The 25,412-nt window shown below is 67.4% G+C and carries 26 protein-coding genes and 1 pseudogene; 14 read left to right on the top strand and 13 right to left on the bottom strand.

What is annotated here, in order from left to right:
* The first annotated feature begins 110 nt into the window (after positions 1–110).
* Positions 111–1,635 (top strand): annotated as a pseudogene (locus ACZ5KP_RS02565) (lipase maturation factor family protein).
* 83 nt (positions 1,636–1,718) lie between these two features.
* Here the strand turns inward: ACZ5KP_RS02565 and ACZ5KP_RS02560 are convergent.
* Positions 1,719–2,096 (bottom strand): DCC1-like thiol-disulfide oxidoreductase family protein, encoded by a 378-nt coding sequence (locus tag ACZ5KP_RS02560; RefSeq protein WP_460919588.1) that lies wholly within the window; start codon positions 2,094–2,096, stop codon positions 1,719–1,721.
* 84 nt (positions 2,097–2,180) lie between these two features.
* On the opposite strand from ACZ5KP_RS02560, the gene ACZ5KP_RS02555 reads away from it, so the two are divergent.
* The gene (locus tag ACZ5KP_RS02555; RefSeq protein WP_460919586.1) at positions 2,181–2,366 is read left to right on the top strand and encodes a hypothetical protein; all 186 of its coding nucleotides are present in this window, start codon (positions 2,181–2,183) and stop codon (positions 2,364–2,366) included.
* 99 nt (positions 2,367–2,465) lie between these two features.
* Positions 2,466–2,960 carry an RNA-binding protein gene (locus tag ACZ5KP_RS02550; RefSeq protein ID WP_460919584.1) on the top strand — a complete coding sequence of 165 codons (495 nt, stop codon included), beginning with the start codon at positions 2,466–2,468 and terminating at the stop codon, positions 2,958–2,960.
* 151 nt (positions 2,961–3,111) lie between these two features.
* On the opposite strand, the gene ACZ5KP_RS02545 is transcribed toward ACZ5KP_RS02550, so the two are convergent.
* Positions 3,112–3,858 (bottom strand): DUF1028 domain-containing protein, encoded by a 747-nt coding sequence (locus ACZ5KP_RS02545; RefSeq protein WP_460919582.1) that lies wholly within the window; start codon positions 3,856–3,858, stop codon positions 3,112–3,114.
* Between the two features lie 178 nt (positions 3,859–4,036).
* On the opposite strand from ACZ5KP_RS02545, the gene ACZ5KP_RS02540 reads away from it, so the two are divergent.
* Positions 4,037–4,396 (top strand): cell division protein SepF, encoded by a 360-nt coding sequence (locus ACZ5KP_RS02540; protein ID WP_460919580.1) that lies wholly within the window; start codon positions 4,037–4,039, stop codon positions 4,394–4,396.
* A gap of 83 nt (positions 4,397–4,479) precedes the next feature.
* Here the strand turns inward: ACZ5KP_RS02540 and ACZ5KP_RS02535 are convergent, their stop codons facing one another.
* Positions 4,480–4,827 (bottom strand): NifU family protein, encoded by a 348-nt coding sequence (locus tag ACZ5KP_RS02535; protein ID WP_460919578.1) that lies wholly within the window; start codon positions 4,825–4,827, stop codon positions 4,480–4,482.
* A gap of 348 nt (positions 4,828–5,175) precedes the next feature.
* Positions 5,176–6,498, bottom strand: a complete 1,323-nt coding sequence (locus tag ACZ5KP_RS02530; RefSeq protein WP_460919576.1) for an LVIVD repeat-containing protein — start codon at positions 6,496–6,498, stop codon at positions 5,176–5,178.
* A 170-nt stretch (positions 6,499–6,668) separates the two neighbouring features.
* On the opposite strand from ACZ5KP_RS02530, the gene ACZ5KP_RS02525 reads away from it, so the two are divergent.
* Positions 6,669–7,685, top strand: a complete 1,017-nt coding sequence (locus ACZ5KP_RS02525) for an NOG1 family protein (RefSeq protein ID WP_460919574.1) — start codon at positions 6,669–6,671, stop codon at positions 7,683–7,685.
* Positions 7,686–7,741: 56 nt separating this feature from the next.
* Here ACZ5KP_RS02525 and ACZ5KP_RS02520 read toward each other — a convergent pair whose 3' ends face one another.
* Positions 7,742–9,037 (bottom strand): TIGR00341 family protein, encoded by a 1,296-nt coding sequence (locus ACZ5KP_RS02520; RefSeq protein ID WP_460919572.1) that lies wholly within the window; start codon positions 9,035–9,037, stop codon positions 7,742–7,744.
* Between the two features lie 175 nt (positions 9,038–9,212).
* Between ACZ5KP_RS02520 and engB the strand changes: the two genes are divergently transcribed.
* Positions 9,213–9,833: a GTP-binding protein EngB gene (gene engB, locus ACZ5KP_RS02515; protein ID WP_460919570.1), complete on the top strand. Its 621-nt coding sequence runs from the start codon at positions 9,213–9,215 to the stop codon at positions 9,831–9,833.
* A 109-nt stretch (positions 9,834–9,942) separates the two neighbouring features.
* Here engB and ACZ5KP_RS02510 read toward each other — a convergent pair whose 3' ends face one another.
* Positions 9,943–10,365, bottom strand: coding sequence for a hypothetical protein (locus tag ACZ5KP_RS02510; RefSeq protein WP_460919569.1), 423 nt, complete (start codon positions 10,363–10,365; stop codon positions 9,943–9,945).
* A 160-nt stretch (positions 10,366–10,525) separates the two neighbouring features.
* Between ACZ5KP_RS02510 and trxA the strand changes: the two genes are divergently transcribed.
* Both trxA and ACZ5KP_RS02500 read left to right on the top strand, forming a co-directional pair.
* The gene (gene trxA, locus ACZ5KP_RS02505; protein ID WP_460919567.1) at positions 10,526–10,942 is read left to right on the top strand and encodes a thioredoxin; all 417 of its coding nucleotides are present in this window, start codon (positions 10,526–10,528) and stop codon (positions 10,940–10,942) included.
* A 218-nt stretch (positions 10,943–11,160) separates the two neighbouring features.
* A complete protein-coding gene (locus ACZ5KP_RS02500) occupies positions 11,161–12,336 on the top strand; it encodes a DUF4382 domain-containing protein (protein ID WP_460919565.1) in 1,176 nt (391 codons plus the stop codon).
* A 36-nt stretch (positions 12,337–12,372) separates the two neighbouring features.
* Here the strand turns inward: ACZ5KP_RS02500 and ACZ5KP_RS02495 are convergent, their stop codons facing one another.
* Both ACZ5KP_RS02495 and ACZ5KP_RS02490 read right to left on the bottom strand, forming a co-directional pair.
* Positions 12,373–13,677, bottom strand: a complete 1,305-nt coding sequence (locus ACZ5KP_RS02495; protein WP_460919563.1) for an MFS transporter — start codon at positions 13,675–13,677, stop codon at positions 12,373–12,375.
* Between the two features lie 248 nt (positions 13,678–13,925).
* The gene (locus ACZ5KP_RS02490) at positions 13,926–14,990 is read right to left on the bottom strand and encodes a polyprenyl synthetase family protein (RefSeq protein ID WP_460919561.1); all 1,065 of its coding nucleotides are present in this window, start codon (positions 14,988–14,990) and stop codon (positions 13,926–13,928) included.
* A gap of 200 nt (positions 14,991–15,190) precedes the next feature.
* On the opposite strand from ACZ5KP_RS02490, the gene ACZ5KP_RS02485 reads away from it, so the two are divergent.
* The 5 genes from ACZ5KP_RS02485 (at position 15,191) to tpiA (ending at position 18,834) form a co-directional block, all read left to right on the top strand.
* Positions 15,191–15,961 (top strand): NAD(+)/NADH kinase, encoded by a 771-nt coding sequence (locus ACZ5KP_RS02485; protein ID WP_460919559.1) that lies wholly within the window; start codon positions 15,191–15,193, stop codon positions 15,959–15,961.
* Between the two features lie 111 nt (positions 15,962–16,072).
* Entirely contained in the window at positions 16,073–16,510 is a 438-nt protein-coding gene (locus ACZ5KP_RS02480) for a DUF7313 family protein (RefSeq protein ID WP_460919557.1), read from the top strand.
* A gap of 151 nt (positions 16,511–16,661) precedes the next feature.
* On the top strand, positions 16,662–17,645 hold the full coding sequence (pyrB, locus tag ACZ5KP_RS02475; RefSeq protein ID WP_460919555.1) for an aspartate carbamoyltransferase: 984 nt from the start codon (positions 16,662–16,664) through the stop codon (positions 17,643–17,645).
* Positions 17,642–18,100, top strand: coding sequence for an aspartate carbamoyltransferase regulatory subunit (gene pyrI, locus ACZ5KP_RS02470; protein ID WP_460919553.1), 459 nt, complete (start codon positions 17,642–17,644; stop codon positions 18,098–18,100). Before pyrB ends, pyrI begins: the two co-directional genes overlap by 4 nt.
* A gap of 89 nt (positions 18,101–18,189) precedes the next feature.
* On the top strand, positions 18,190–18,834 hold the full coding sequence (tpiA, locus tag ACZ5KP_RS02465) for a triose-phosphate isomerase (protein WP_460919551.1): 645 nt from the start codon (positions 18,190–18,192) through the stop codon (positions 18,832–18,834).
* Positions 18,835–19,074: 240 nt separating this feature from the next.
* Here tpiA and idsA3 read toward each other — a convergent pair whose 3' ends face one another.
* The 5 genes from idsA3 to mvk all read right to left on the bottom strand — a co-directional run bounded on the left by idsA3 (position 19,075) and on the right by mvk (position 24,197).
* Positions 19,075–20,130, bottom strand: coding sequence for a geranylfarnesyl diphosphate synthase (gene idsA3, locus ACZ5KP_RS02460; protein ID WP_460919549.1), 1,056 nt, complete (start codon positions 20,128–20,130; stop codon positions 19,075–19,077).
* Positions 20,131–20,132: 2 nt separating this feature from the next.
* A complete protein-coding gene (locus ACZ5KP_RS02455; protein WP_460919547.1) occupies positions 20,133–21,482 on the bottom strand; it encodes an RNase J family beta-CASP ribonuclease in 1,350 nt (449 codons plus the stop codon).
* Between the two features lie 345 nt (positions 21,483–21,827).
* The gene (locus ACZ5KP_RS02450; protein ID WP_460919545.1) at positions 21,828–22,235 is read right to left on the bottom strand and encodes a DUF5518 domain-containing protein; all 408 of its coding nucleotides are present in this window, start codon (positions 22,233–22,235) and stop codon (positions 21,828–21,830) included.
* A 119-nt stretch (positions 22,236–22,354) separates the two neighbouring features.
* Positions 22,355–23,149, bottom strand: a complete 795-nt coding sequence (locus ACZ5KP_RS02445; protein WP_460919543.1) for an isopentenyl phosphate kinase — start codon at positions 23,147–23,149, stop codon at positions 22,355–22,357.
* A gap of 64 nt (positions 23,150–23,213) precedes the next feature.
* On the bottom strand, positions 23,214–24,197 hold the full coding sequence (mvk, locus tag ACZ5KP_RS02440; RefSeq protein WP_460919541.1) for a mevalonate kinase: 984 nt from the start codon (positions 24,195–24,197) through the stop codon (positions 23,214–23,216).
* A gap of 649 nt (positions 24,198–24,846) precedes the next feature.
* Between mvk and ACZ5KP_RS02435 the strand changes: the two genes are divergently transcribed.
* Positions 24,847–25,380 carry a hypothetical protein gene (locus ACZ5KP_RS02435; RefSeq protein ID WP_460919539.1) on the top strand — a complete coding sequence of 178 codons (534 nt, stop codon included), beginning with the start codon at positions 24,847–24,849 and terminating at the stop codon, positions 25,378–25,380.
* Positions 25,381–25,412 lie beyond the last annotated feature (32 nt).

Here is a 25,412-nt window from a genome sequence, read left to right as displayed (position 1 = left end):
GCATCGTCCCCGCTGGCATTAACTCCACGGCACCGGGCGTGGGCGAACGGCATCCCTGGGGTGGTGCGCGGCCGACCGACCCCACCGCTTACGTCGGCGGCGGGCCGTAGATGCCGCTCGTGTTCGCCGGCTCGGAGGAGTACTGGCTGGTTCGCTTCGTCCTCCAGCGCGGGCTGGCGCTGCTCTACCTGCTGGCATTCCTCGTCGTCGCGAACCAGTTCCGGCCGCTCGCTGGCGAAGACGGGATCCTCCCGCTCGATCGATACGTCGAGAAGGCAGAGTTCGCGGATCGCCCAAGCCTCTTCTACTACGTTCCGAGCGACCGCGCGATCGCGATCGTCGCCTGGAGCGGCGTGGTCCTGTCGGCGATCGCGCTGCTCGCTGGGCCGTACTGGCTCGCGATCTGGCTTCCGGGCTGGGTCGCGATCGGGGCGTCGATGGCGCTCTGGCTGGCACTCTGGGGGCTCTACCTCTCCTTCGTCAACGCCGGCCAGCTGTTCTACGGCTACGGCTGGGAGTCGATGCTGCTCGAGACGGGGTTCCTCGCGGTCTTCCTGGGTGCGGGACCCGCGGGACCGCCCGTCGTCGTGATCTGGCTCGTGAAGTGGGTCTGCTTCCGCAACATGTTCGGAGCGGGGCTGATCAAGCTCCGCGGCGACGACTGCTGGCGCGATCTGACGGCGATGGATTATCATTACGAGACCCAGCCCATCCCGAACCCCGGCTCGTGGTTCGCCCATCACCTGCCGGATCGGTTCCACCGGCTGGAGGTGCTCGGCAACCACGTCGTCGAGCTCGCGATCCCGTTCCTGCTGTTCGCACCACAGCCGTGGTCCTCGGTCGGCGGCGCGGCGATCGTCGGATTCCAGGCCTGGCTCATGCTCACAGGGAACTTCTCCTGGCTGAACGCGCTGACGATCGTGCAGGCGATCGCGGCGTTCAGCGATCGGGTGCTCGCCGCTGCGTTCGTCCCGGTCGGTGCGATCACGAGCGTGCTCCCAGCCGGGCCGTCCGCCGTCGGTATCGCGCCGGCCCCACCGATCCCGCTCCAGATCGCGGCGGTCGCACTGGCGCTGGTCGTCGCTGCGCTGAGCGTCCGTCCGGTCCGGAATATGCTCTCCGAACGCCAGGTGATGAACACGGCCTACGATCCGCTCAGTCTGGTGAACACTTACGGCGCGTTCGGCTCGATCACGCGCGATCGCTACGAGCTGGTGATCCAGGGAACGACGGACGAGCAGCTCACCGAGGACACTGAATGGCGGACCTACCGGTTCAAAGGCAAACCGACCGATCCGGAGCGGCGTCCCCGCCAGATCGCCCCCTATCACCTCCGGCTGGACTGGCAGCTGTGGTTCGCCGCGATGCGACGGACCCCGCGCAGGATTCCGTGGTTCTCGCGGTTCCTCGGGAAGCTCCTCGAAGCTGACGACGCGACGCTCGCGCTGCTCGCCGAGGACCCCTTCGACGGCGAGGCGCCGACGTACGTCCGCGTCGAGCGCTATCGCTACCGGTTCACGACGCCGGCGGAGCGCGCCGAGACGGGGGGACTGGTGGGTCCGCAAACGCGAGAACACCTACGTCCCGCCGGTCTCGGCAGCGGACCTCCCGTCGAGACGGTCGGGGCGTCGGTGAGGGAAGCAGCGGGGAAGGAAGCGGAGGAGAGGAAGTGGAGGGGAGGAAGCGGGAGCGCGAGGCGGCGGCGTTGGCCCGACCGATCAGCTTCGGTCCCGCGCCGGCGGCGGCCGCGAGACGACCTTTCCGAGCAGGTCCCGGTTGTCCGCCACCCAGCGATAGGCTGCCTCGCGGAGCCGGTCGTACTCCTCGAAGCCGCGCCCGAACCGCGCGACGTCCGCGAGCGGACCGCCCATCTCCGCGCGGAGAAACGCCTCCTCCATCGCCGCGCCACAGGAGTAGATCTCTCCGTCCGCGAGGAGGTGAGCGCACTCCTCGTAGTCCTCGGGGAGCTGCTCCCGGAGCTCCCCGGAGAGTTCCGAGAACCCGACGATCGCGAGGTCGGATCGCTCGGCGACGAGCTCGACCCAGTAGGTGCAGAATCCGCAGTCGTCGTCGAAGACCAGCGTCGGCGTATCCATGATTCGTGGATTCCGCTACGTGGCCGGGCCTCAAATGCGTGTTCCGGGCCAACACCGAAGTGCGCCGGCGACCGACCGGTCGGTATGGAGCGTTCGGTCCAGCTGATCGTCGCCGGCGGGCTGGCGATCCTCGCGGGGTTGTGGCTGCTGGCTGCCGGCGATCGGATCGGCCAGTGGTACGTCGGCGGGATCCCGGTCGCGCTCGCCGGTGCTGTCCTGCTGGCGGTCGGCATCGCCCGCGATCTGACGCATGGACCGTTCGCGGAGTGAGCTGGCTACAAATGAGGGGACGGTGGGCCTCACACGTTCCCGCAACCCCGCTCCTCGCAAGCGCAACACATAGGGGTACCCTGCACGGACACACGCACAATGGAGATCAGCTCGCGCCACCACCTGCGCAGCGACGAGGTGTCGGAGGTCGAGGCGGCGATGGCCGACCAGCTCGGCGTCGACGTCGACGGCGACAGCTACGAACTCGTCGAGCTCGCCGACAGCGAGTTCGACCTCGTACTCGTCGACGGCGAGCCCGACGTACTCTACGTCGAGGACGCGGACGGCGAGCCGGAGCCGTTCCTGACCGTTCGCGGTGCGAACAACCATCCGCCGGAAACCCACGTGGTGACCGTGGACGCTGGTGCCGTGTCGTTCGTCTCCGACGGCGCCGACGTCATGCGCCCGGGGATCGTCGAGGCCGACGAGACGATCAGCGAGGGCGACCTCGTCGCGATCGCCGAGGAGTCCCACGGCAAGGTGCTGGGGATCGGGCGCGCGATGGTCGGCGGCGAGGAGATGGTCGGCGACAGCGGGAAGGTCGTGAAGTCCGTCCACCACGTCGGCGACGACCTCTACGAGTTCGTGGTGTAGGGATCGTCCTCGCTGCCGGTACTCGAATCGCTGCAGTAGGGATCAGTCCGGAACTCCACCAGCCCCTCGCAGTTGGTGCAGGCGCATCGACTGGCGGCTCACCGGGAGCACGCGGCGGCGTCGACCTCGACGAGATCGCCGATTCACGCGGTCACTCGCCGTTCGCTGCGTCCATATCGTCCTCCTCGTAGGCGTCCGCGTACCGTTCCAGGGTCGCCTCGTAGCTCTCGCGGGCCAGCTCGTAGGTCTCGCGGAGGTCTTCTATCGGGGTCTCGCTCGCGTCGACCCGGAGGTCGTCGTAGGACGGTTCGACGGCTCGGTCCTCGGTGCTGGTGACGAGCAGGGCGGCCGACTGGACGTGCAGATCCTCGCGCTTGTCGCCGCCCTCGGCGTGGCCAGCGGCGAGTGCTTCGATCAGTCGCTCGGCGAGCGGGGCGTGGTCGCCGTCGCGATCCGGGCCAGCGGGCTCGTGGTGGCGAGCGTCGGCGTACGCCTCCGCGGTCGCGTCGACGACCGCCTCGCCGGTGAGGAGGTTCCCCGCGACGGTGAAGCCGTCCTCTTCGCGGTGGCCGTACCAGGGGTTGCACTCCTCGCCGGAGAACGCGAAGGTGTCGTCCCGGTCGACGCCGTGGAGCTGCCGTTGTGGGGCACCGTCGTCCGCGGCGAGGAGGCCACCGAGCGCGTCCTCGACGCCGAGCCCGTCCGCGAGATACTCGATCCCACGTTCGCCGAGTTCGACGTTGACGAGGCTCTGCGTGGCGACCGCGCCGTGATCGTTCGCGAACGGACAGAGCGTCCCCACCGCCGCGAGGCGGGTCGTGACTGCGACGCCGAAGCGGTACTGCTCCTCGCCGTCGGGATCGGTGTAGCGCTCCCGGACGCAGATGCTGAACGTCACGACCCGGCTTCGTCGTGCAGCACCGTCAGCGCTGTGCAGCCAAACGGTACTGCCGGCTGTCGCCCGGGCCGTGGCGCCGAAGGCGTTGGCCGCGAATCTCCGATCGGGTACCGTCGCGTCGATCCGTCGGACTCCGTCTGACGTAAGACCTTTACCGGTTCCGGCGGTCCTGACGCCTATGGGATTGATGAGCAAGATCCTCGGCGGACGGGGCTCCCGGGAGCTCGACGACTACGCCGAGCTCGACGTCGGGGGCGTCGACACCACGGTCGAGGAGGCCTCCATGCAAGTCTACGTCGCGGAGATCGCCGACCAGCAAGACGCTCTGGAAATCAAGGACGCCGTCTACGACGGTCACCTCGTCGTCGCGGACATCACGCGCCTCCGGACCGAGGACCAGACCACCGAACACATCGTCGAGGACCTCCGGCAGGTCGCCGACGAGGTCAGCGGCGACATCGTCAAGAAGGGTGACGACCAGCTGATCGTTACCCCCGCGGGCGTGAAGATCAGCCGCGAGAAGCTCGGGACGCAGTAGCTTCCCGAGGGTCGTAGCGCACGGATCGACACGACGATTCGCATAGCAGATCGCAGGCCTGTTATCCAGCGATTCCTCCCGCTCTACGACCAGCGACCGCCCTTTACGTCGCCGCGGCCGCCCTCCGTCCGGTCGATGCCCATGATCGACTCCTCCTGATCGACGCCGAAGGACTCGCCGCTCTCGGGGACCCGGACGGTGATCTCGTCGATCTCCTCCCAGGTGATCAGCTCCTCCTCGATGTTCCCGGAGGTGATGTCGCCGACGTCACAGCCCGCACAGCCGCCGCCGAGTTCGATGACGACCTCGCCGGTCTCCGGATCCGCCTTGCGGACGTTGGAGGTCCCACCGTGCATCTGGATGATCGGCATCTGGCGAGCGAGCCACTCTTCGACACGCTCGGCCAGTTCCTCGTCGCGGACCTCGCTCATATCACGATGGTAGGCGTTCGCGCTCCAAAGGGGTTCTGTTTGGAGAACGGTCGCGAATGAACGGTTGGCACCTACGCTTCTGGGACTCGACCGCTTCCGCGTGTTTGGAAGCCCCCTCCCGCTCGACCGGCCGCGGCTCGCTGCGCTCCTCGCTCACTCCGTTCGCTGCGGTGCTTGCGTCGCCGGGGCCGGGTCGACCGGTCGGCCCCTTCCAGTTCCGGAAGAGCAAGCTCTTCCGACCTTCGCAGAATCGAAGATTCTTCTCAGTCCCACCCTCTCGAGGTGTCGGGGGAGCGAAAACTCTGTGGACGGCGTCGTCGAGTGTCGTTTCGGTGGTGGTCGGAGTGCTCAACAGTCCGGAAGCGACTCGCCGTCCGCGGAGGTGGCGGTCAGGTCCGGCGGATTGGACTGCTGGCCAGCTCGGTCCGGGAAGACGTAGACGCGGCCCTGGATCGAGTCGTCGAAGCCGCCGGCGTTCCCCGCGCTGCTGGCGACGAAGTGCTCCCCAGGAACGGCGCTCTGTGCCGTCCAGAATGAGGCTTCGTCGGGATCCCGCCACCACGCGAGCTCCTCGGGCGATCGCGGGTCGCTCACGTCGTGGATCTTGACGCCGCCGAAGTACCACGAGGAGTAGCACCTGCCGTTCCGGAGGTCGAAGTTGTGCGCAGTGGTGAACTGCCCCTGTCGGGAGCTGTCGCCTGGTTGGGGCGGGTCGATTGTCGCGAGGAGCGTGATGTTCGCGGGATCGCTGGCGTCGTAGAGGTCGATGCCGCCCGGACCGCCGCGTACACACGCGTCCTCGCCCCGCACGGTCCAGGCCTCCCGTCCGACCGCGAGCAGGTCACCGGACTCGTCGGGCTGGGCGAAGTGGTCGTTTCCGGGCAGCGCCAGGAGCTCTCGCTGGAAGCTCGGAACGTCACTGGCGTCGATCTCGTCCGGATCGAGGCCGCCCGTCTGTCCGATGTGAGTCGGGTCGGACGGGTCGCTCACGTCGAGGAGGTAGGTACCGGCGTCCCAGTAGGGAAGGTAGGCGACGTCGTCCTGTACGACCACGTCGTGAAGCTGCCAGAGGCCGTTGGGGACGTCAGCCCAGGCGGGCTCCACGTCGAGGAGCGACCAGCGGCCGACCTCGGTCAGTTGGTCCCCGCTCGCGTCGAGGAGCAGGAGTGGATTTCCGCCCTCGCCGTAGGACGTGAGGTACGCGGTGCCGTCCTCGAAATCGCAGTTGTGAATCTGGGACTCGGTACGGGCAGTGTCGAGAAGCCGTGGATCGGCGGGATCGGTGACGTCGTAGAGCAGGGCCGCGTGGAGTGAGGACCCGGCGACCCTGTTCGCGGGCCCGGCCGCGAGCAGCCGATCGCCGTCGACGGAGACGTCCCACAGGAATCGGAGCGGGCCGTCCGGATCGTCGGCGAGCAGCCCGCGACGTTCGGCGAGCACCGCCGGCGCCGCCGGGTCCGAGAGATCGACGGTCGCGATGCCGTCGTCCACGGCGAGGTAGCCGACGGTGCCGTCGTCGCTGGTCACGAGCTCCCGGGCGCCGTCGACGTCGACGGAGCCGGTCGGTTCGTAGGACCCGGATTCGCCGCCGAGGAGGAGTGATCCGGCTCCCAGCACTCCGATCGCCCCGACGGTTCCTGCGATCCCGGCCAGGGCGTCACGTCGTCGCATCGCGAATCCGTACCCACCGACGACGCCTAAAGCTGTCCGTCGGTGCGATGGGCTGCTGGACGACCGTCGGTCGGCGCGAACCGGCAGGCGCCCGTCCACGGCGGTCCGTTGCCGTCGACGGTCGACCGCGGATGCGTGGCCTTTTGGGCACTCGCCGGGTATCCTGGCCCATGATCTTCGAGGGGCTCCCCGGAACGCCCACTGCCGAGGAGCTCGAGGACCAGGCGTTCTCCCGGGCGGCCAGGGCCGGCCGTGCGAAATCCGGTGTGGACGCCCAGCTCTCGATGCTCCAGACTTCGGCGAACGTGATCGGGGACAACCTTCAGAACGTCGTCAAGGGCTGGCCCGACTTCGAGGAGATGGACCCCTTCTACTACGAGCTGGCCGACGCGGTCCTCGCGGGGGAAGGGATCGCTCGACGGGGGACGGACGAGGACGGCGAACCGACGGAGACGACCGGTATCGACGCGCTACGACAGGCCCTCTCCCAGGTCGGGTGGGCGAGCCGGAAGGCGACCGAGCTCCGCGACGAGTACCAGTCACGGGTCGCCAAAGGGGGCGACGCGTCGCGCAAACACCGCAAGCAGGCGTTCGCTCGGCTCGCGGACGTCGTCGAGCAGGTCGACGACGACCTCACGCTGATCCGCGACGCTCGCGAGCACCTCCGGACACTTCCCGAACTGAACCCCGAGGAGCCCGCGATCGTCGTCGCCGGCTACCCCAACGTCGGCAAGTCTTCCTTCGTCAACGCCGTCACGCGAGCGCGCAACGAGACCGCGTCATACCCGTTCACCACGACCGGGATCGGCGTCGGCCACTTCGAGCGCGACCACGCCCGCTACCAGCTCGTCGACACGCCCGGACTGCTCGATCGACCGGCAGAGGACCGCAACGAGATCGAGTCCCAGGCGGTCAGCGCACTCGAGCACCTCGCGGACTGCGTCCTCGTGTTCGTCGACGCCTCCGAGTCATGTGGCTACCCGCTCGAGGACCAGCTCGCGCTGCGGGACGACCTCGCAGAGTCCTTCGCCGTGCCGGTCCTGACGATCTGCAACAAGGCGGATCTCTCCGAGGACGTCGACGCGGACCACTACGTCAGCGTCACCGAAAACGAGGGGCTCGAGGAGCTGATCGACGACGCCGTCGAGCGGATCGGCTTCGAGCCGGAGCTTCCCTACGACGGATAGATCCGGGAACGAGCAGCTCTCGCGCTATCGTCGCGTCTCCGGCCCGCTGTCACCACCTAGCGCTCCTCGCCTGCAGTCTGGAACTCCAGATACCGTACCTCTACGGCCACGTCCTCACCGAGCCGCTCTCGGATGCGTTCCCGTAGTATCTCCGCGATGTCCGGTGGCTGTGTGTCCGCCGGTTTCCCGATCGTGACGACTGCCCGATCCGGCGTCCCGCGGAGTGGATGCTGATTCCCCTCGACCTCGACGCTCAACAGCGAGAGCTGCTCGTACTCGGCGACCGTCGAATCGGCGGTGTCGGTGATCTGCTGCTCGGCGACCGCACCCTGGTAGCCGGCGAAGGTGACGGCGCCGAGGAACACCGAAAGGACGACGATGACGCCAGCGAGCACCGCGATCCGGGTGAGCGTCATCGTGCGGACGTCGCGTGCCCGGAACCAGCGGTCGGGCCGGTAGCCCTGGTACCACAGGACCGCCAGCGCCGCGAGATTGATCGAGAGCACGTTGACGAGCACGAGCACCGCCGATCCCATCGCGAGCGTGGGCTCTCCCCAGGCGAGGCCGATGCCGACGACCGCCGCTGGCGGGATCAACGCCACGGCGATCATGACGCCGACGAGCGCCGCCGAGACGCCCGTCGAGAGCGAGAGCGCGCCCGCGACGCCGGCGCCGAGCGCGATCGCCAGTGAGAGGAAGTCCGGCGCGAGCCGCTCGCGGATCTCTTCGACCGCGAGGACGTCCAGCCCTGGCGGTACGAGGTTCGTCGCCTGGACGAAGAAGGCGAAGACTGCCGCGCTGACGACGGCAGCCAGCACGCCCGTCACCTGATAGATCACGCCGCGCGTCCGCATCTCGGGATCGTCGATCACGGTGCCGACGCTCGCCGCGAGCGCAGGCCCGACGAGCGGAGCGATCACCATCGAGCCGACGACGGTCGCTGGCGAGTCCAACAGGAGTCCCGCGGTCGCGACGATCGCGCTCACGATCGTCAACACGAGGTAGTTCCGTCTCGCCGGAATCAGGCCGTTCGCGGCGGACTGGAGCTCCTGTCTCGCGATGCGATCCTCGTCCGCGTCCTCGGCGTACTCGGCTTCGAGTTCGTCGAAGCGTCGGGAGATAACCGTGTTCGCTTCGACGACGATCGTGTAGGAATCCTCGTCCAGACCCTCCGAACGCAGCCGCTCGAGAATCGGCTCGACGGCGTTGGGTGGCAGCGGAAAGTGAGCGACGGCCGCGTACTCGCGCCCGCTGGTCTCGTCGGACAGCACGTAGTCGACGCCCTCGTCCTCGAGGGCGTCGGTGACGGCCTGTCGCTTGCCCGTCGGGATCGTGACCTGGACGAGTCGCACAGCGCTGGCATCGGACTGGGGAGCGAAAAACCCCCTGCATCGTGGCGAAGTTCCGGCTCTCTCGATGGTCCGCTGTCCCGCACCCCGCCGCTGTTCCCGGCGAGCAGGTGGCTATCCGGCGGCACGACGAGGGGGAACCGCGGAGGCTATCCGATTCGACTCCCTCTCCACGGCTATGATCGAGGAGCGGCCCGACCGATCGGCCGAAGTCGTCCTGCTCGGGCGCTCGAACGTCGGGAAATCGACGCTCATGCGCGAGCTGACCGGGCACAGCTTCGACACCGGCCGACGACCTGGCGTCACGCAGGCCGCGAACCACTACGACTGGGCCGGCCCCGACTTCGTGCTCACCGACCTCCCAGGCTTCGGGTTCATGGAGGGCGTCGAGGAGTCCCGCCGCGAGGAGATCAAGACCGCGATCGTCCAGTATCTCGAGGAATACGCCGACGAGATTCTCGTCGGTATCCTCGTGCTCGACGCCAACAGCGCCGTGGAGATCATCGACCGCCACGAGGACCGGGGTGAGATTCCCCACGACGTCGAGCTGTTCGGCTTCCTCCAGGAGCTGGGGATCCCGACCGTCGTCGCCGTCAACAAGATGGACAAGGCCGAGGACCGCGACGAGACGCTCGACGCGATCGCCGAACGGCTCGGACTCCATCCGCCCTGGAAGCAGTGGCAGGACACGATCGCACCGATCACCGCCAAACGCGGCTCGATCGATCCGCTGACCGAGGCCGTCGGCAACCACCTCCGCGAGCAAAAACGCGAGGAGCTGCTCCAGTTCTTCAGCTGAGTGGACAACGGCTGCGCCAGGCTGACTGAAAAACTGCCCGTCGAACGAAAAACAGCTTCCATGGACCGCCTAACGGAACATTAGTGAACTGTCCAGGGAAACCGGGCAGTCAGTTCGCTGGATTCTCGTCGTCGCGTTGGTCGGCCGCGTTCTCCCTTGCTTCCTCGGCTCGACCGACATCTTCCGCCTCGTCGTCTGCCGATTGCTCTTCGCCAGCGGTTTCGGGCTCCGGGATCGCCGTGTTCTCCTCGTCGGCGTCGACCGTCGACGCGTCGGGAGCCGCCGATCGCGACGTGCTCGGAGCGGTGATCGGCTCCTCACGGCCGGGGATGACCTCCTTGGGATCGGGGCCACTCGGCGTCGTGTCGGTCGTTCCGAGCCGTTCGGCCCACGAATCCGAGTACGCCGGGAGCACCGACACGAGGAGCATCGCGAGCACGGCGAGGCCCATCGCGATGCCACCGGCGATCCCCGCGTTCGCGATCAGCTCCTGTCGGCCGAACCCGAAGACGAGCGGCAGCGCGTCGATCATGCGAGAGGCTGGGGAGGCTGCACCACTAAGCGTTTCGGACCGCCCCCACGGTCGGGAGCCCGCAGTGTCGGGGGACGATCGTCGTGAACGTCGTCCGGTCGTGCACGCCGACAGTCGTTCAGCGTCAGCGTTTTTCCGTGCAGGCACGTATCCCCGATCGATGAGCAACACGGAAGACGGCGAAATCGAGTCGATCCGGGAGGAGAACCGCGAGGAACTCGTCGAATCTGGGGCCAGCGCCGACGACGCTGAGAGCGCACCCGGCGCGCCGATCCACGTCGAGGACGAGGCGCACTTCGAGGAGCTGCTGGGGAGCAACGACGTGGTCCTCGTCGACTTCTACGCCGACTGGTGTGGTCCCTGCGACATGCTCGAGCCGATCGTCGAGGACGTCGCCGCCGAGAGCGACGCCACAGTCGCGAAGCTCGACATCGATCAGCACCAGCAGATCGCGCAATCCTACGGCGTCCGGAGCGTCCCGACGCTGATCGTCTTCGCCGACGGCGAGCAGGCCGAACAGCTCGTCGGCGTCCAGGAGAAGGGCACGATCCTCGACCTGATCGGGCGCGTCTCCTGAAGCCCGGTTCGTCTCACTCCGTCCGGCGTACCGACGACCGGTCCCCGAGCGCGAACGATCGGGTCCACCAGCGTGGCCGATTTTCACGACGGAGATCCGAGTACCGCCCCCAGCGACCGTTTTCGATCGTTCAATCCGGCTAAACTGGCGTTAAGCGTCCTGAATTCGGTGCGTCGGCCGTCCCGGTTCATGTATCGCTGGTGCCTGGGACGGTGTACATGCAACAGAACGACGCGACCCCCGACTCGCTACTCGACCGGCGTGCGTACCTCCGCCTCGCTGGCACGCTCGCGGCAGGGGCGACGGCCGGGCTCGCTGGCTGCGCGGAAACGCTGCCAGGGAGCGACTCCGAGAACTCCAACGGCGACGGATCGTCGAGCACCGGGCTCCTCTCGACGGCGGTCTCGGACGATCCCGGCGACATCGGTGATTTCGAGTCCTGCATCGTGACCCTGGACGGCATCTGGGTCGGCCCGAAAACTGACGGCAGCGGCGAGAACGCTGACGAAGAAGATGAGGAGGAGGAGGAGGACGATACTGAGGATTCTGACGACGAGGAATCCGGGGTGGAGTCGGGGACGGGCGACGGCGAGGCTGGACAGGGCGACGGCGGGAACGGTTCGCCCGAGCAGGCCGGGAGCACCGGGAACAGTGCCACGGACGACACCGCGTCTGGCTCACAGGACGACGAGACGGACGGTACGAACGGAACCGATCCCGACGGCGACGTCGATGACGACGGCAGCGACTCGACGGATGACGATGGAAGCGACTCCGCGGAGGACGAAACGGAGGGGTCCGACGACGAAGGCGATGGAGACGACGCCGACGACGCGGACGACGGCTCCGGCGGTCGGACCTACTACGAGTTCGAGGAGCCCCAGAAGGCCGACCTCACGGAGCTCCAGGGCGACGCCCAGCAGCTCGTCGGCGAGCACGAACTCCCGGTCGGCACGTACCAGTTCCTCCAGCTCGACATCGGTGGGATCAGCGGCACCCTCACCGACGGCAGCGAGGCGTCGGTCGAAACGCCCGGGAACGCGCCGCTCAAATTCAACCAGTCGTTCGACGTCCGCGAGGGCTACCGCACGACGTTCCTCGCCGACTTCACGCCCGTGAAGCGGGGGAACGGCTCCTACCTGTTCAAACCCGTCGCCACCGAAACGGAGGTCAGCTACGTGAAGATCGAGTCCGACGACTCGACGAACGACGACGGCAACGTCACGGACGGGAGCGGAAACACTACCGATGGAAGCGGAAACACCACCGACGGGAGCGGGAACACGACGGACGCCGGTGACGCCACTGGGTCCGGGAACACGACAAATTCCACGAACACCACCAGCTCCGGTGGCAACGAGTCGACGAGCAGCGGCAACGATACCTCCGTCTGAGCGGGACGCGGTCGCCGTCGAACGCGCTAATCGTTCTCAGTCGGTCGGTTCCGTTTCGGTCACGGTCACGCTTTCCGTTCCGGGCCGTAGGGATCCAGTCTCGACGTAGACGCCAGTGAGCAACACGAGTCCCGCGATTGCAGGCAACAGCGCACACGCCGCGTAGATCCCGCCGAACCCGACGGCGTCGACTAGCGGCAGCGAGACGAGCGGTCCGAGTCCCCCGCCGACGTCGCCGAAGACGTTGTTCGTCCCCATCGCTCGGCCGGTCCGCTCCGCTGGCGTGAGGTCCGCGAGGAGCGCGGTCATGGGGCCGCTGACGCCGCCCTGGCCGGCTCCGACGAGCACGCACGCGACGCCGAGCGCGATCGCCGGGTGGACGAGTCCGTCCGTCGCACCGGCGTCGACCGCCGCGAGCAGGAGGAACCCGACGACGGAGACGCCGAGAAAGCCGAGCAAGATCGGCACGCGGGAGTCGAGGACGTCGCTGGCCTTGCCGCCGCCGAGCATGCACACCGCGGCGGCGAGCACGGTGATAGCCATGTAGACGCCCGAGGAGCCCTGTGCGTCGAGCCCGAGCACGCCCACGTCGATCGCGTCGAGGAAGAGCACGAGCGTCGCGAACAGGGCGCCGATGTAGGCGAAGAGGACGGCGAAGTTCACCACGCCGACGGTCAGCGTCGGGATCGCAGTGTCGACGTCCCAGGGTTTGACGGCGTCCCGTTCGGTCTCGACGTGGGTCTCGGGGACGGTGATCCAGGCGAGGACGCTCGCGAACAGCGCGAACGCCGCGGCGATCCAGAACGCTGCCTGGACGCTCGCCAGTTCGCTGACGACGCCCCCGAGAACGAGTCCAGCGGGGAAGCCGAGCAGGATGCCGCCGCGAACGATTCCCATGTCCAGCCCGCGGGAGCCGTCGGACGAGACGTCCGTCGCGATGGTGTAGGCGGTCGCGAAGACGAGCGCGCTGCCCAGGCCCCAGCAGATCCGCGCGAGGATGAACCACCACTCAGCGGCCGTGAGATCGACGCCAGCGACGAAAATTGGCCCCGCTGGATCCATCCGGAGCGCGAGGACGTAGCCTGTCGTCGCGATCCCTTCGATCGCCAGTCCGACCACGAACGGCGTTCTGGTGCCGATCCGGTCGACGACCGCGCCAGCGGGCGCGTTGGCGACGAGGCGAACGAACCGGTTGGTGCTCAGAATGATCCCGACCAGAAACGGCGAGATCCCCAGCACGGCACCGAGATTCGGCAGTATCGGAAAGACCACGCCACCGCCGAAGCCGACGAAGAAGGTGCTCGCGACCACGGCTGCGAGGACCCGCCGGTCGCTACCCACCGGCGAACACCCCAGCGCTCACTGATTGGCGTCCACTGCCGAGGGAGTGCGTCGCCGTGAACGCCGCCGGGACCATCACGATCACACGTCCGGCCAGTTCGCGAAAGTCGGTTTCGGTTCGAAGTATCGACGACCGTCTGTAGTCCTGGAACGCGAGTACGTGGGAGAACAGGCCGCCGGCTGGCGGTCAGTGGGCGCAGACGCTTCTGGAATCTGACGGTCCTGGCCGCAGCCGGTCACGGGTCGCCTCAGACGTCCCGATCGACGACGAACTCGGTGAACGACCGGAGATCCGCCTCGGGGCCGTCCGCGAGCTCCAGCCCGTCGAGCTGTTCCCGTGCGTCCGCGGCGAGTTCGAGCGCGGTTTCCCGCGCGAACGCGACGCTGCCTGCGGACTGGAGAATCTCGATCGCCTCGCGGATCTCCTCGTCGGTGTTGCTGTCGGCGGCGAGGATGGCTGCCAGCCGGTCCGCTTCGGCCGCGGGCGCGTGCTCGATGGCGTGGATCGCCATCAGCGTCTTCTTGCCCTCGCGAACGTCGTTGCCGAACTCCTTGCCGAACTCTCCGGCCTCGCCCAGGGAGTGTTCGACGTCGAGGATGTCGTCGCCGATCTGGAAGGCGACGGAAACCTGCTCGGCGTACTGGGCCACCGCTCGCTCGACCCGTTCGTCCTGGCCGGTCACGATCGCCGCGAGGCGGGCGACGATCCGACCGAGACAGCCGGTCTTGCACGCGCACATCTCGAGGTACTCCGCCTCGTCGATGCGGATCTCCTGTTCGTTGTGCCAGCAGATGTCCATCCCCTGGCCGAGATGCGTGCGGTTGAGCTCGTGCATCAGCATCTCGTAGGCCTGGAGGCGGGTGTCGCCGTCGAGATCGCCCGGATCGTGGGTGACGATCTTCAGCGGGATGAAGTACATCGCGTTGCCAGCGTTGAGCGCGACGTCCTGTCCGAACTCGTGGTGGAGTGCTGGCGCACCGCGGCGCATCGAGGCGCCGTCCTCGACGTCGTCGACGATGATCGTGCCGTTGTGGAGGATTTCCGGAATCGTCGCGTAGGGCAGGTACTCCTCGGGATCCTCCCCGAAGGCGTCGACGAACACCAGGAAGAGCACAGCACGCCAGCGCTTGCCGCCCCGATCGAGCAGTTCCCAGATCGGGTCGGCGAGCGCGGTCTGGATCGCGTGGGGGTCGTAGCTGTAGGTGGGTTCGCCGAAGTACTCCTCAAGGTATGCTTCGTCGATCTCTCGTGGGAGGACCTCCTCGATGGCCTCGTCCACGACGGGCCGCCACTCGGCGAGGGTCTCCCGCATACTCCGCAGTGGATCGGGGAGGTGCAAAAAGGTTCAGACACGCGGGCGCGAGGCTCGATCGGCCCGGATCGATGCCCTGCGCTCCCGACAGCCGGTCTCGCCCCTCTGCACGAACGAGCGTAGGAGGCGCGCGCCGCGGAGACGAGCGCCTCGACGGCCGGTCCACGTCGCATATAACCGGGGAGTGCAAAGCGAGCGCCATGACGGACGACGCTCCCGTGATCGGCGTGGTGGCGGCAGACGACGCGCCCGATCGGGAGCACCTCGCTGTCGCGATCGAGGCCGCCGGCGCGACATCGGAGGTTCTGGAACGCAGCGATCCGATGGCCGACCAGGCGGAAGCAGCCGAGTTCCTGGCGATCGTCGCGGTCGGTCCGTCGGCACTCCGTGCCGTCGTCGATCGCGGTCCGACCACACCGGTCCTTCCGGTCGACGTGGACTGTGGTCTGCCGAGCGTCTCGGCCGCCGATCTCGAGCCGGCGATCCGGCGCGTCGTCGAGGGCGGCGCGCAGCGTTGGGACGCCCCGCTGCTCGACGTCGCCGTCGACGGCGAGGTGCTCGCCACGGCGTTCCGCGAGGTGACGACGATCACTGCGGAGCCGGCGCGCATCTCCGAGTTCGCCATCGAGCACGACCGCGTCGGGACGATCGACACGGTACGGGCCGACGGCGTCGTCGTCGCGACGCCTGCCGGCAGTTACAGCTACGCTGCCGCCGGGGACGGGCCACTGCTCGAGCCCGATACCGGGCTCGCGATCGTCCCGGTCGCGCCGTTTCGCACCGACAGGGACCGCTGGGTCGTCCCCGACGGCCGGATTAGCGTCTGCGTTCAGCGCGACGAGGCCGCCGTCACCGTCGAGGCCGACGGTGCCGTCGTCGCGACGGTCGGCCGCGACGCCGAAGTGTCGCTCAGCCCGGCCGGCAAACTGGGGGTTCTCGCTGTCGAGGAGAGCGCCCGCGATCCCCGGTGACCGATCGAACCCCGCTTCGGGCCGCGTTCTGGCCCCGGAGCCGTCGACGAGGCTCCCGTTCCCACCCGAGATTGGAAAGACACTAATGGGTCGCCCGTCCTTTGCTCGAACATGGATCCGACCTCGATCTTCGGGCCGCTGGATCTCCTCTATCCGCACGTGGCGTACGTGCTCCTGGCGCTCGTGCTCCTCAACGCGATCACGCGGTGGATCGCCCACCGGCGACACGTCAGCCAGTACGAGGAGGACGGCGCGGAGGCCGTCGAGCGGTTCGCGCCCCACACTGTCTCGAACGTCCTGTTGCTCCTCGCTGCCGTCTACTACACGACGGTGAAGCTGGAGGCAGGCACCATCGTGCTCGTCCTCGTCGTCGGCATCGTCATCACCGACTACTTCGAGTTCGAGTCGCGGCTCGCGGAGGCACGAACCGATCGCTCGCTCGAGCTCCCCAAGGGCGCGCTGGCAGCGTGGGCGGTCGCCGCCATCTACATCGGCTACAAGTCCCTCCGGTTCATCGTCGAGCCGCTCTGGGGCGTCATCGGCGCCTAGTCGGTCGGTTTCACAGCAAATTCGTTCTCACTCGTCGTCGCCGCCGTCGTAGCTTCTGCTCGACCGGTCCTGTCGTCGTCATCGGCAGCACCGCCCGCTGGTCCGGCCCGACCCTGTGCATTCAAGGGCTCGCGGCACTCCCAATCAGCCAATGCGTCACGACCACGTGCTCACCGCCAGGCAGCTCTCGCGGGGGGACGTCGAGGAGGTCCTCGACCGCGCCGCGGAGATCGCCGAGGACCCTTCGGCCGTCGCGGACCGCCACGCCGGCGCACTGCTGGGCCTCTGTTTCTTCGAGCCGAGTACGCGTACGAAGATGAGCTTCGAGGCCGCGATCAAGCGCCTCGGGGGCGACGTCGTCGACATGGGCTCCGTCGAGTCCTCGAGCGTGAAGAAAGGGGAGAGCCTCGCGGACACCATCCGCGTGATCGAGGGGTACGCCGACGCGCTGGTCCTCCGGCACCCCCGGCAGGGCGCCGCGAAGATGGCGTCGGAGTTCGTCGACGTCCCGCTGCTCAACGCGGGTGACGGCGCGGGCCACCACCCGACGCAGACGCTGCTCGACCTCTTCACCATCCGGGAGGCCCACGGCCTCGACGACCTGACGATCGGCATCATGGGCGACCTGAAGTACGGCCGAACGGTCCACTCGCTGGCCCACGCGCTGACGACGTTCGACGCGCGCCAGCACTTCATCAGTCCGGAGAGCCTCCAGCTCCCTCGCGGCGTTCGGTACGACCTCCACGAGGCCGGCGCGCAGGTCCGCGAGCACACCGAACTCGAGGACGTGTTGCCGTCGCTCGACGTGCTCTACGTCACGCGGATTCAGCGCGAGCGGTTCCCCGACGAGAACGAGTACCGTCAGGTCGCGGGCGAGTACCGGATCGATTCGGAGACGCTGGATGCTGCCAGCGACGATCTCGCGGTGCTGCACCCGCTGCCCCGCGTGGACGAGATCGCCCCGGAGATCGACGACACCGAGCACGCACAGTACTTCCAGCAGGCTCACAACGGCGTGCCCGTCCGGATGGCACTGCTCGATCTGCTGCTCTCGGAGGCAGACGCAAGCGATGCCGACGACGCCGTCGCGACGGACGGCGGATTCACCGCTCCGTCCGGAGGTGATTCAGCGTGAGCGACCGCGAACTCCGCATCTCGAAGATCCAGAACGGCACCGTCATCGATCACGTCCCCGGCGGCGAGGCGTTGAACGTCCTCGCGGTGCTCGGGATCGACGGCACCGGCGGCGAGACGGTCTCGATCGGGATGAACGTCGAGAGCGACGCGCTCGGGCGCAAGGACGTCGTAAAGGTCGAGGATCGCGAACTCAGCCAGGACGAGGTCGACGTCATCAGCCTGATCGCCCCCGACGCGACGATCAACATCATCCGGGACTACGAGGTCATCGAGAAGAAGCGTCTCGACAGGCCCGAGTCCGTGACGGGCGTGCTCGCCTGTCCGAACCACGATTGTATCACGGCCGACGACGAACCGGTCGCGACGACGTTCGAGGTGCTCGACGACGGCGTCCGCTGCGTCTACTGCGAGACGATCATTCGCGAGGACATCACCGATCACATCGTGCGGTAGCCGGGACTGTCCGCTTCGCCAACGCGAGAGTGTTCTGCGGGACTCGCCGACCACGAACCTATTTCCCGCTGCCGACCGCCATACGCAGTATGTTCGTCCTCGTCAATCTCAAGGCCTACGACTGCGACCCAGTCGAGATCGCGACGGCCGCGGCGGACGTCGCCGACGACGCCGACGCTCGCATTGCCGTGGCTCCACAGGCCGCGGACCTCCGAGCAGTCGCCGAGACTGGCGTCGAGACCTGGGCCCAGCACGTCAGCCCCGTCGAGTACGGCTCGAACACCGGCTCGACGCTCGCGGAGTCGGTCGCGGCCGCCGGTGCAGCGGGAACGCTCCTCAACCACTCCGAGCGGCGACTGACGCTCGCCGACCTCGACGCCGGGATCGACGCCGCGGAGCGCGCCGACCTGGACGTCGTCGCCTGTGCGAACAACCCCGAGCAGGTCGCGGCCGTCGCGGCGCTGGGCCCCGACGCCGTCGCAGTCGAACCGCCCGCGCTCATCGGCACCGGAACCCCGGTCAATCAGGCCGACCCGGACGTCGTGGAGGGTGCGGTCGCCGCTGCTGCAGACGTCGATCCGGACGTCGAGGTGTACTGCGGCGCTGGGATCTCGACCGGCGACGACGTCGTCGCTGCGGGGGAGCTTGGTGCCGAGGGCGTGCTGCTGGCCAGCGGCGTTGCCAAGGCGGCGGACCCCGCGGCGGCGCTCCGGGATCTCGTCTCCGGGCTGTGAACTGAGCACTCTTCTGTGCGGACGGTCGGGCTTCCGGTCGGTGCAGGAACGGGATTCGGGCGCTCCTCCCTCGAACTGTGAGCAACTGCTGTCGACGGAATCGATCGATTGGCCGGGGCAGGCTCCGTCGTTACAGCCGGGCCGGTTCCGGTATCAATCCACGGTGAGCGCTCCGGTTCGAGACGTCCCCGAACCGCTCGTTCCGATTATCTTCAGCAGAAAAACGGGGGTCGACGGACCTCAGTAGCCCCGCTCGATCAGGTAGTCGGCCGTCTGCTCCAGCAGCTTTCGCGCGTCGTTGTCGGGCAGCACGTCCAGATGTGACTTCCCGGAATCGACGAGCGTTTCCGCACGATCGCGGGCGAACTCGATGCTGCCGGCGTCCTCGAGCGTCGCGACGGCCTCGTCGATCTCGGCCTCGGTCACCGCTTCGACCGAGTCCGTCTCTACGAGGTTCGCGATGTCGACGCCCTGTTCGCGGGCGTGCAGCGTGATGAGCGTCCGCTTGTTCTCGACGAGGTCCGAGCCGCGCTGTTTCCCGAGCTTTTCAGAGGGCACCGTCAGATCGAGGACGTCGTCCTGGATCTGGAACCCCCGTCCGACGTCGAGCCCGTACTGGTAGAGCGCGTCGATCGTCTCGTCGTCAGCACCCATCAGGACCGCAGGGAGACTCGCCGCCGCGCCGTAGAGCACCGCCGTCTTCTGCTCGATCATGTGGAGGTACTCCTCGATGGCGACGTCCTCGCGATCCTCGAACTCGACGTCGAGCGCCTGGCCCTCACAGATCTCGGTGCAGGTCTTGGCAAGGACGTCCAGCGCGCGGACGCTCCGGTCGTCGGCAGCACCGGTGCCGAGCATGATCTCGAAGGCCTTCGAGTAGAGCGTGTCGCCAGCGAGAATCGCGGTCTCGAGGTCGAACTCGCGGTGGACCGCCGGAACGCCACGCCGGAGGTCGTCGTCGTCCATGATGTCGTCGTGAATCAACGTGAACGACTGGATGACCTCGACGGAGACGGCCGCGGAGAGCACGTCGATCTCGGGATACTCCGCGGAGAGCGTGGGGAACTCCCGATATCCGGTCGAACCCGGTTCGACGTCGGCGAGTGACTCCGCGACGAGCAGGGAGATCGTCGGACGGAGTCGCTTGCCACCGGCGTCCAGCAGGTAGCGTGAGGCCTGGTAGAGTCGCTCGGGCGCAGCGATGGGGATCTCCTCGGGAATGGCGTCGTTGACGATCTCGCGTCGCTCGCGGATCGTCGCGAGCACGGTCGCTTCCCGGGCCTCCTGGTCGGTCATCGCTACTCGACGAGCTGGATGAGGTTTCCGTTGCGCGTGACGTGGAGGTCACGACCCATCTTGTAGCCCTGGTCCTCGGCGAGGTTGACGTAGTCCGAGTAGCCGCTCATGTCCTGGTGGGCGGGGATGACGTGCTGGGGCTGGAGCGCGTCGAGCATCTCGTAGTGGCCCTCCTTGTTCAGGTGGCCGGAGACGTGGATCTCGTCGTAGATCCGTGCGCCCTGCATGCCCAGGAGCTTCTCGGCCTGGTAGCGCTGGCCCTCGTTGGTCGGCTCGGGGATGACCCGCGCCGAGAAGACGACCTTGTCGCCAGCGTCCAGCTCGTAGGGGGTCTGGCCGCGGGCCATGCGGGTGAGCATCGCGCGGGGCTCGCCCTGGTGACCGGTGACGACGGGCAGGTAGTCTTCCTTGCCCTCGTTCATGATCCGCTTGAACGTGCGGTCGACGGACTTCCGGTGGCCGAACATCCCGAGGTCCTCGGGGAAGTCGACGAAGTCGAGTCGCTCGGCGGTGCCCGAGTACTTCTCCATCGAGCGGCCCAGCAGCACTGGCTGGCGCCCGATGTCCTTCGCGAACTCGACGAGGGAGCTAACCCGCGCGATGTGGGACGAGAAGGTCGTGGCGACGATGCCGCCGTCGTAGTCCTCCATCGAGTAGAGTGCGTCCTTGAGGTGGCGGCGAGCGACGGACTCGCTCGGGGTTCGCCCTTTCTTCCCGGCGTTCGTACAGTCCTCGATGTAACAGAGGACGCCGTTGTCCTCGCGCCCGATCTCCCGGAACCGCTTCATGTCGATCGGATCGCCGATGACCGGCGTGTGGTCCATGCGCTTGTCGAGTCCGTAGACGATCGACCCCTCCGGCGTGTGGAGGACCGGATTGATCGCGTCGATGATGGAGTGGGTGACGTTGACGAACTCGAGTTCGACACCCGAATCGCCGATGGACATCGTTCCGCCGGCCTCCATCTTCACGAGGTCGTTCTCGGAGCCGAACTTCTGCTCGCTCTCGAACTCCTGCTTGACGAGCTCGATCGTGAAGGGCGTCGCGACGACGGGTGCGTCGTAGCGATGGGCCAGCTTCGAGATAGCGCCGATGTGGTCGAGGTGGCCGTGCGTCGGTACGATGGCCTGCACGTCGCCCTCGAGCTCGCTCATGATCCGATCGTCCGGGATCGCTCCCATGTCGATCAGATCGAGGCTGTGCATCCGCTCGGTTTCGACGTTGTCGTGGATCAGGACCTTCGAGAGGTTCAGACCCATGTCGAAGACGACGACGTCGTCGCCCGCTCGCACCGCAGTCATCTGGCGGCCGACTTCCTCGTAGCCGCCGATCGTGGCAATTTCGATTTCCATAGTTGGTGTCCGAGGCGGACACCCCGTTCGCGAGGACCGGCGCCCACAGCACGGTTGGCTACGCCAACCGGCCGCAGGATCCCGACTGCGTCGAGACGTCCGCCGTCGGGCGACGTGGGCACGTGCCCAGCAGTCGCCGTCGACCGGCGAAGCGCCGGTCGCCCGCGTCGTCCCGGGGCGACCGTTTGCTCGGTTGTCTCGGACTATTCGGGCGAGCGTGATAAAGGGCGTGGGTACGGCGTCCGTCGCGGCTGTGTGCCCGAATGGGCCATACCTGACGCACGTTTGGCTAGGGGCGACCGTCGCTGACCGGTGGCCACTCTCGTCGTCGTGAGCGCCGCCGAACTACAGCTCTACGTCGGTGTCGTATTTGACGTAGTTGCCGAGCCAGCCACCGAGCGCACCGCCCCCGACGAAGTAAACGAAGCTCAGCACCACGAACAGGACCAGGAAGAGCGCACCGACGAATCCGGCGATGCCCAGGCCTGGACCGCCCGGCCCGAAGACGCCGAGCCCGAAGCCGAGTCCCAGCACGCCGAAGATACTCGAGATCACGAAGGCGAGCACCAGTAGTGGCACGAACGCGACGAACCCGGAGTACGCACCGACGCGCATCCCGTCACGGCGGCTTCCACCTTCGAGATAGCCTGCGACGGCGCCGCCGAGAACCGGCGCGAGCGGTACGAAGTTCCCGGTGAAGAACGTGATCGCGCCGCCGACCAGGGCGTTCGCCAGCGTATCGCCTTCCTCCATAGCAGCGTCGTCGTCGCGGCCACTGTTAGGTGTTTTCCTCGCGCACGTGGCCGTCCGTCTGCCCGACGGCGCCCCGGCGATCGACGAGCGGTGGGCCGGAGCCGGCGTGTCGGGCAGGATCAGGCCGATTCGCCCACGGTGGTCCCCGGCCGCTCGCCGGCGAGAAACGCCGGCAGGTCGTCGAGTCCGAAGATCGACGCCTGTCCACCGAGCGCGAGCAGCTCCCGGACCTTCGCCGCCATGCCACCGCTGACGTCCGTGGCATCGCTCGCTCCGAGCAGCGATTCCACGTCCTCGAAGACGCCGATCGAATCGACGACGTCTCCATCGTCGTCCAGCACCCCAGGAACCGTCGAGCAGACGCCGACCCGATCGGCAGCGAGCGATTCCGCCAGCGAAACGACGATCTCGTCGCCGCTGAGGACGGAGACGCCTTCGCCGGCGTGGGCGACGCCGTCGCCGTGGAGCACCGGAACGAACCCCTCCTCGAGCAGCGTCGCGACCTGTCCCGTGGGGAGCGTCAGCGCCCCGCTGGCGTCGCGGTCGGCGACCGACAGCGGATGGACCGGCACTGCCGGGACCTCGTGCTCGCGGAGACGCTGGACGACGAACCGGTTCAGCGTCGTCATCGCGCCGTGGATCGCGAGCACTGCCTCGGGATCGTGGGTGCCGTCGGTCGTCGACACGCCGTGGGCCTCCGCGTGGTGGTGACCGAAGCTGCCGCCGCCATGGACGACGACGAGGTCCGCAGGGTCGATGCCGGCTGCGCTCGCGTCGTCAGCACTGCCGGGACGGACCGACGCGGCGACCTCGCCGATCGCAGCCCCTGCCGTATCCAGCGCTGGACCGTCCAGCGTCTCCGGCCGGTCCTTCTCCGTGATGACGCTCCCGCCGAGCTTCAGGACGGTCGTCACGACGACCGCCTCCGCGGACGACGGTCATGGTCTCGAGCCCGTCGCGACCGCTGGTCGCTCGGGCTCACTCCCGACGCACCCCGTCCTCGGCGAGTTCGGCCCGGAACGCCTCCTCACAGCCCGGCGTGTACTCGAGCGCGGTCTGACTCTCGTCGGTGTCGTCGAGCGCGACGATACAGCCACCGCCGCCGGCGCCGACGAGCTTCGCGCCCTTCGCGCCGGCGTCCCGGGCCGCCCAGACCATCGCGTCGAGCGATCTGGAGGAGACGCCGAGCGCGGAGAGCAGCCCGTGGTTCACGTCCATCAGCTGACCGAGCTCGTCGAGATCGCCGTCGGCGAGGACCGTTTCACCCTCCCGGACGAGCTCGCCGATCGACTCGACGGTGTCCGCCGCGAACTCGTAGCGATCGCGGAGCTCACGGACACCCGACACGAGCTTCCCCGTGTCGCCAGCGCCCCCGTCGTAGCCGACCACCAGCGGGAGGTCCGGGGCCGGGATAGATTCGCCGCCGTCGCCCTCGACGCGGACCGCTCCACCCATCGCGGACGTGAACGTGTCCGCGCGGGAGGCCTGGCCGTCCTGCACCGTGTGCTCGACCTGGTAGGCCCGGTCGGCGATCTCCTCGCGATCGAGTTCGACGCCGAGCTCCCGGGTCGCCGCGTCGATCGCCGCCACCACGACCGCCGCCGAGGAGCCGAGTCCCGCACCCAGCGGAATGTCGCTGTGGATCGTGACTTCGAAGCCGGCGTCGGGCGCGTCCGCCGCGTCGCGGGCCTGCGCGACTGCCTCGTCGACGTAGCCCGTCGCCGCCTCCAGGAGGTGTTCGGGGACATCGACGTTCGTGTCCTCGCCAGCGGTCGCGCCGTACTCGATCGTGAAGCCGTCGAGTGTCAGGTCCTCCGAGTCCACCCGGAGGCCGCCGTCGGATCGCTCCTCGACGGTCACGCGGGCCCGTCGCTCGACCGCACAGAGGACCGCCGGCTCGCCGTAGACGACTGCGTGCTCTCCCATGACGTAGATCTTCCCGGGAGCGCTCGAGGTTGCCATGGACGCTCGTTGTGAGGGCTAGGGTATCAGGCTTTGCGAAAGGGGCTGGGGAAATTAATCGGTGGTAGAAAAGCTAGAGCTCTCCTCCACGTTATCCGGGCGCCGCAACCGCCTACGGAAGCCCCCTCCCGCTCGTCGATTCTAACTCGCTGCGCTCCTCGCTCCCTTCAATCGCTGCGGTGCTTGCTTCGTTACGATCGACGACCGGTCGGCCCCTTCCGGAGCCCTGTCCGGGGTAATTTCCTCAATATCGCGATACTCCGCTGGGGTCACTCTGGCGCGCGCTGGCGGGGCTGCGAGCCACGAAGCGGGCGAGCAGCCCTCGCAAGCCAGCGTGCGAGGGCCGAGCGATGCTGGATCGGAGATCCAGCAAGTCTGAGGCTTCGCCTCGGCAGCGCAGCGGTGAGCGAAGCGATCCCGAGCAGCGCAGAAGGCTGGGGAGGAATGAGGCGGGTGGACATCGAAAGGGGCCGATCGCTCGACGGTGCGTGGCGAAGTAAGGACCGCAGAGAGCGAAAGCGACCGAGGACCGCAGCGAGCCGCAGCCCTCGAGCGATCGGGGCTTTCGGATCGGACAGGTCGCTGTCCATCATCACGATCCGCCTCAATTGCCAATACATTATTGCCAGATTACATCCAACCATGGTTCATGGCTATTGGAGGAGTCGGACCGGATGTCCTACGCCTCGTCGAGGAATGGGTCCCCAGCGAGGTCCAAAGTCACGAACGAGAGTATCAGGCGGAACTCCAATCGTATCTCGACGAACAGTTGAACGGAAATCAATCTGGTCCGGTTGGGGGTTTCGGTGGGCCATCTGGTGGCTATGCTGTTTCGACTGAACACGGAACCAGCTATGGAGATGTTGTGGTAGACGATACTGTGGGTATCGAACTGAAGCGGAACTTCACAAACTCCCAGAAGAAGAAGCTTCGGGGCCAGTTAGAGGACTATGCAGACAACTATAGCTACGTGATCGCCTGTGCGTGTGGAATTGAGGATAGAGATGGTTGGAGAGAACTGGAGAACCGATACTCCGGGGGAGGTGGTCTCGGGATGAATCAGACCCAGTTTGCGTTCGTTATTAAGGAACGTGATCGGATGGGGTCGGGGGGAAGGCCAGGACAACAGGGAGGTTTCCTAGATGGAGTATTCGGAGGTAACGACGACAGCGGATTCTTTTGAGTACTACCGAATTCCTGCTACGGCACACATTT

It is taken from the genome of Salinarchaeum chitinilyticum, from assembly GCF_055390775.1.
Note: the sequence above shows the minus strand (reverse complement) of the source record. Positions and strands in the feature narration are given on the sequence as shown.

Excerpts from the sequence above, each read along its gene's own strand:
- ACZ5KP_RS02560 (WP_460919588.1), bottom strand. The coding sequence starts at position 2,096 with ATGGATACGCCGACGCTGGTCTTCGACGACGACTGCGGATTCTGCACC.
- ACZ5KP_RS02555 (WP_460919586.1), top strand. The coding sequence starts at position 2,181 with ATGGAGCGTTCGGTCCAGCTGATCGTCGCCGGCGGGCTGGCGATCCTC.
- ACZ5KP_RS02550 (WP_460919584.1), top strand. The coding sequence starts at position 2,466 with ATGGAGATCAGCTCGCGCCACCACCTGCGCAGCGACGAGGTGTCGGAG.
- ACZ5KP_RS02540 (WP_460919580.1), top strand. The coding sequence starts at position 4,037 with ATGGGATTGATGAGCAAGATCCTCGGCGGACGGGGCTCCCGGGAGCTC.
- ACZ5KP_RS02535 (WP_460919578.1), bottom strand. The coding sequence starts at position 4,827 with ATGAGCGAGGTCCGCGACGAGGAACTGGCCGAGCGTGTCGAAGAGTGG.
- ACZ5KP_RS02530 (WP_460919576.1), bottom strand. The coding sequence starts at position 6,498 with ATGCGACGACGTGACGCCCTGGCCGGGATCGCAGGAACCGTCGGGGCG.
- ACZ5KP_RS02525 (WP_460919574.1), top strand. The coding sequence starts at position 6,669 with ATGATCTTCGAGGGGCTCCCCGGAACGCCCACTGCCGAGGAGCTCGAG.
- engB (WP_460919570.1), top strand. The coding sequence starts at position 9,213 with ATGATCGAGGAGCGGCCCGACCGATCGGCCGAAGTCGTCCTGCTCGGG.
- ACZ5KP_RS02510 (WP_460919569.1), bottom strand. The coding sequence starts at position 10,365 with ATGATCGACGCGCTGCCGCTCGTCTTCGGGTTCGGCCGACAGGAGCTG.
- trxA (WP_460919567.1), top strand. The coding sequence starts at position 10,526 with ATGAGCAACACGGAAGACGGCGAAATCGAGTCGATCCGGGAGGAGAAC.
- ACZ5KP_RS02500 (WP_460919565.1), top strand. The coding sequence starts at position 11,161 with ATGCAACAGAACGACGCGACCCCCGACTCGCTACTCGACCGGCGTGCG.
- ACZ5KP_RS02490 (WP_460919561.1), bottom strand. The coding sequence starts at position 14,990 with ATGCGGGAGACCCTCGCCGAGTGGCGGCCCGTCGTGGACGAGGCCATC.
- ACZ5KP_RS02485 (WP_460919559.1), top strand. The coding sequence starts at position 15,191 with ATGACGGACGACGCTCCCGTGATCGGCGTGGTGGCGGCAGACGACGCG.
- ACZ5KP_RS02480 (WP_460919557.1), top strand. The coding sequence starts at position 16,073 with ATGGATCCGACCTCGATCTTCGGGCCGCTGGATCTCCTCTATCCGCAC.
- pyrB (WP_460919555.1), top strand. The coding sequence starts at position 16,662 with ATGCGTCACGACCACGTGCTCACCGCCAGGCAGCTCTCGCGGGGGGAC.
- tpiA (WP_460919551.1), top strand. The coding sequence starts at position 18,190 with ATGTTCGTCCTCGTCAATCTCAAGGCCTACGACTGCGACCCAGTCGAG.
- idsA3 (WP_460919549.1), bottom strand. The coding sequence starts at position 20,130 with ATGACCGACCAGGAGGCCCGGGAAGCGACCGTGCTCGCGACGATCCGC.
- ACZ5KP_RS02455 (WP_460919547.1), bottom strand. The coding sequence starts at position 21,482 with ATGGAAATCGAAATTGCCACGATCGGCGGCTACGAGGAAGTCGGCCGC.
- ACZ5KP_RS02450 (WP_460919545.1), bottom strand. The coding sequence starts at position 22,235 with ATGGAGGAAGGCGATACGCTGGCGAACGCCCTGGTCGGCGGCGCGATC.
- mvk (WP_460919541.1), bottom strand. The coding sequence starts at position 24,197 with ATGGCAACCTCGAGCGCTCCCGGGAAGATCTACGTCATGGGAGAGCAC.
- ACZ5KP_RS02435 (WP_460919539.1), top strand. The coding sequence starts at position 24,847 with ATGGCTATTGGAGGAGTCGGACCGGATGTCCTACGCCTCGTCGAGGAA.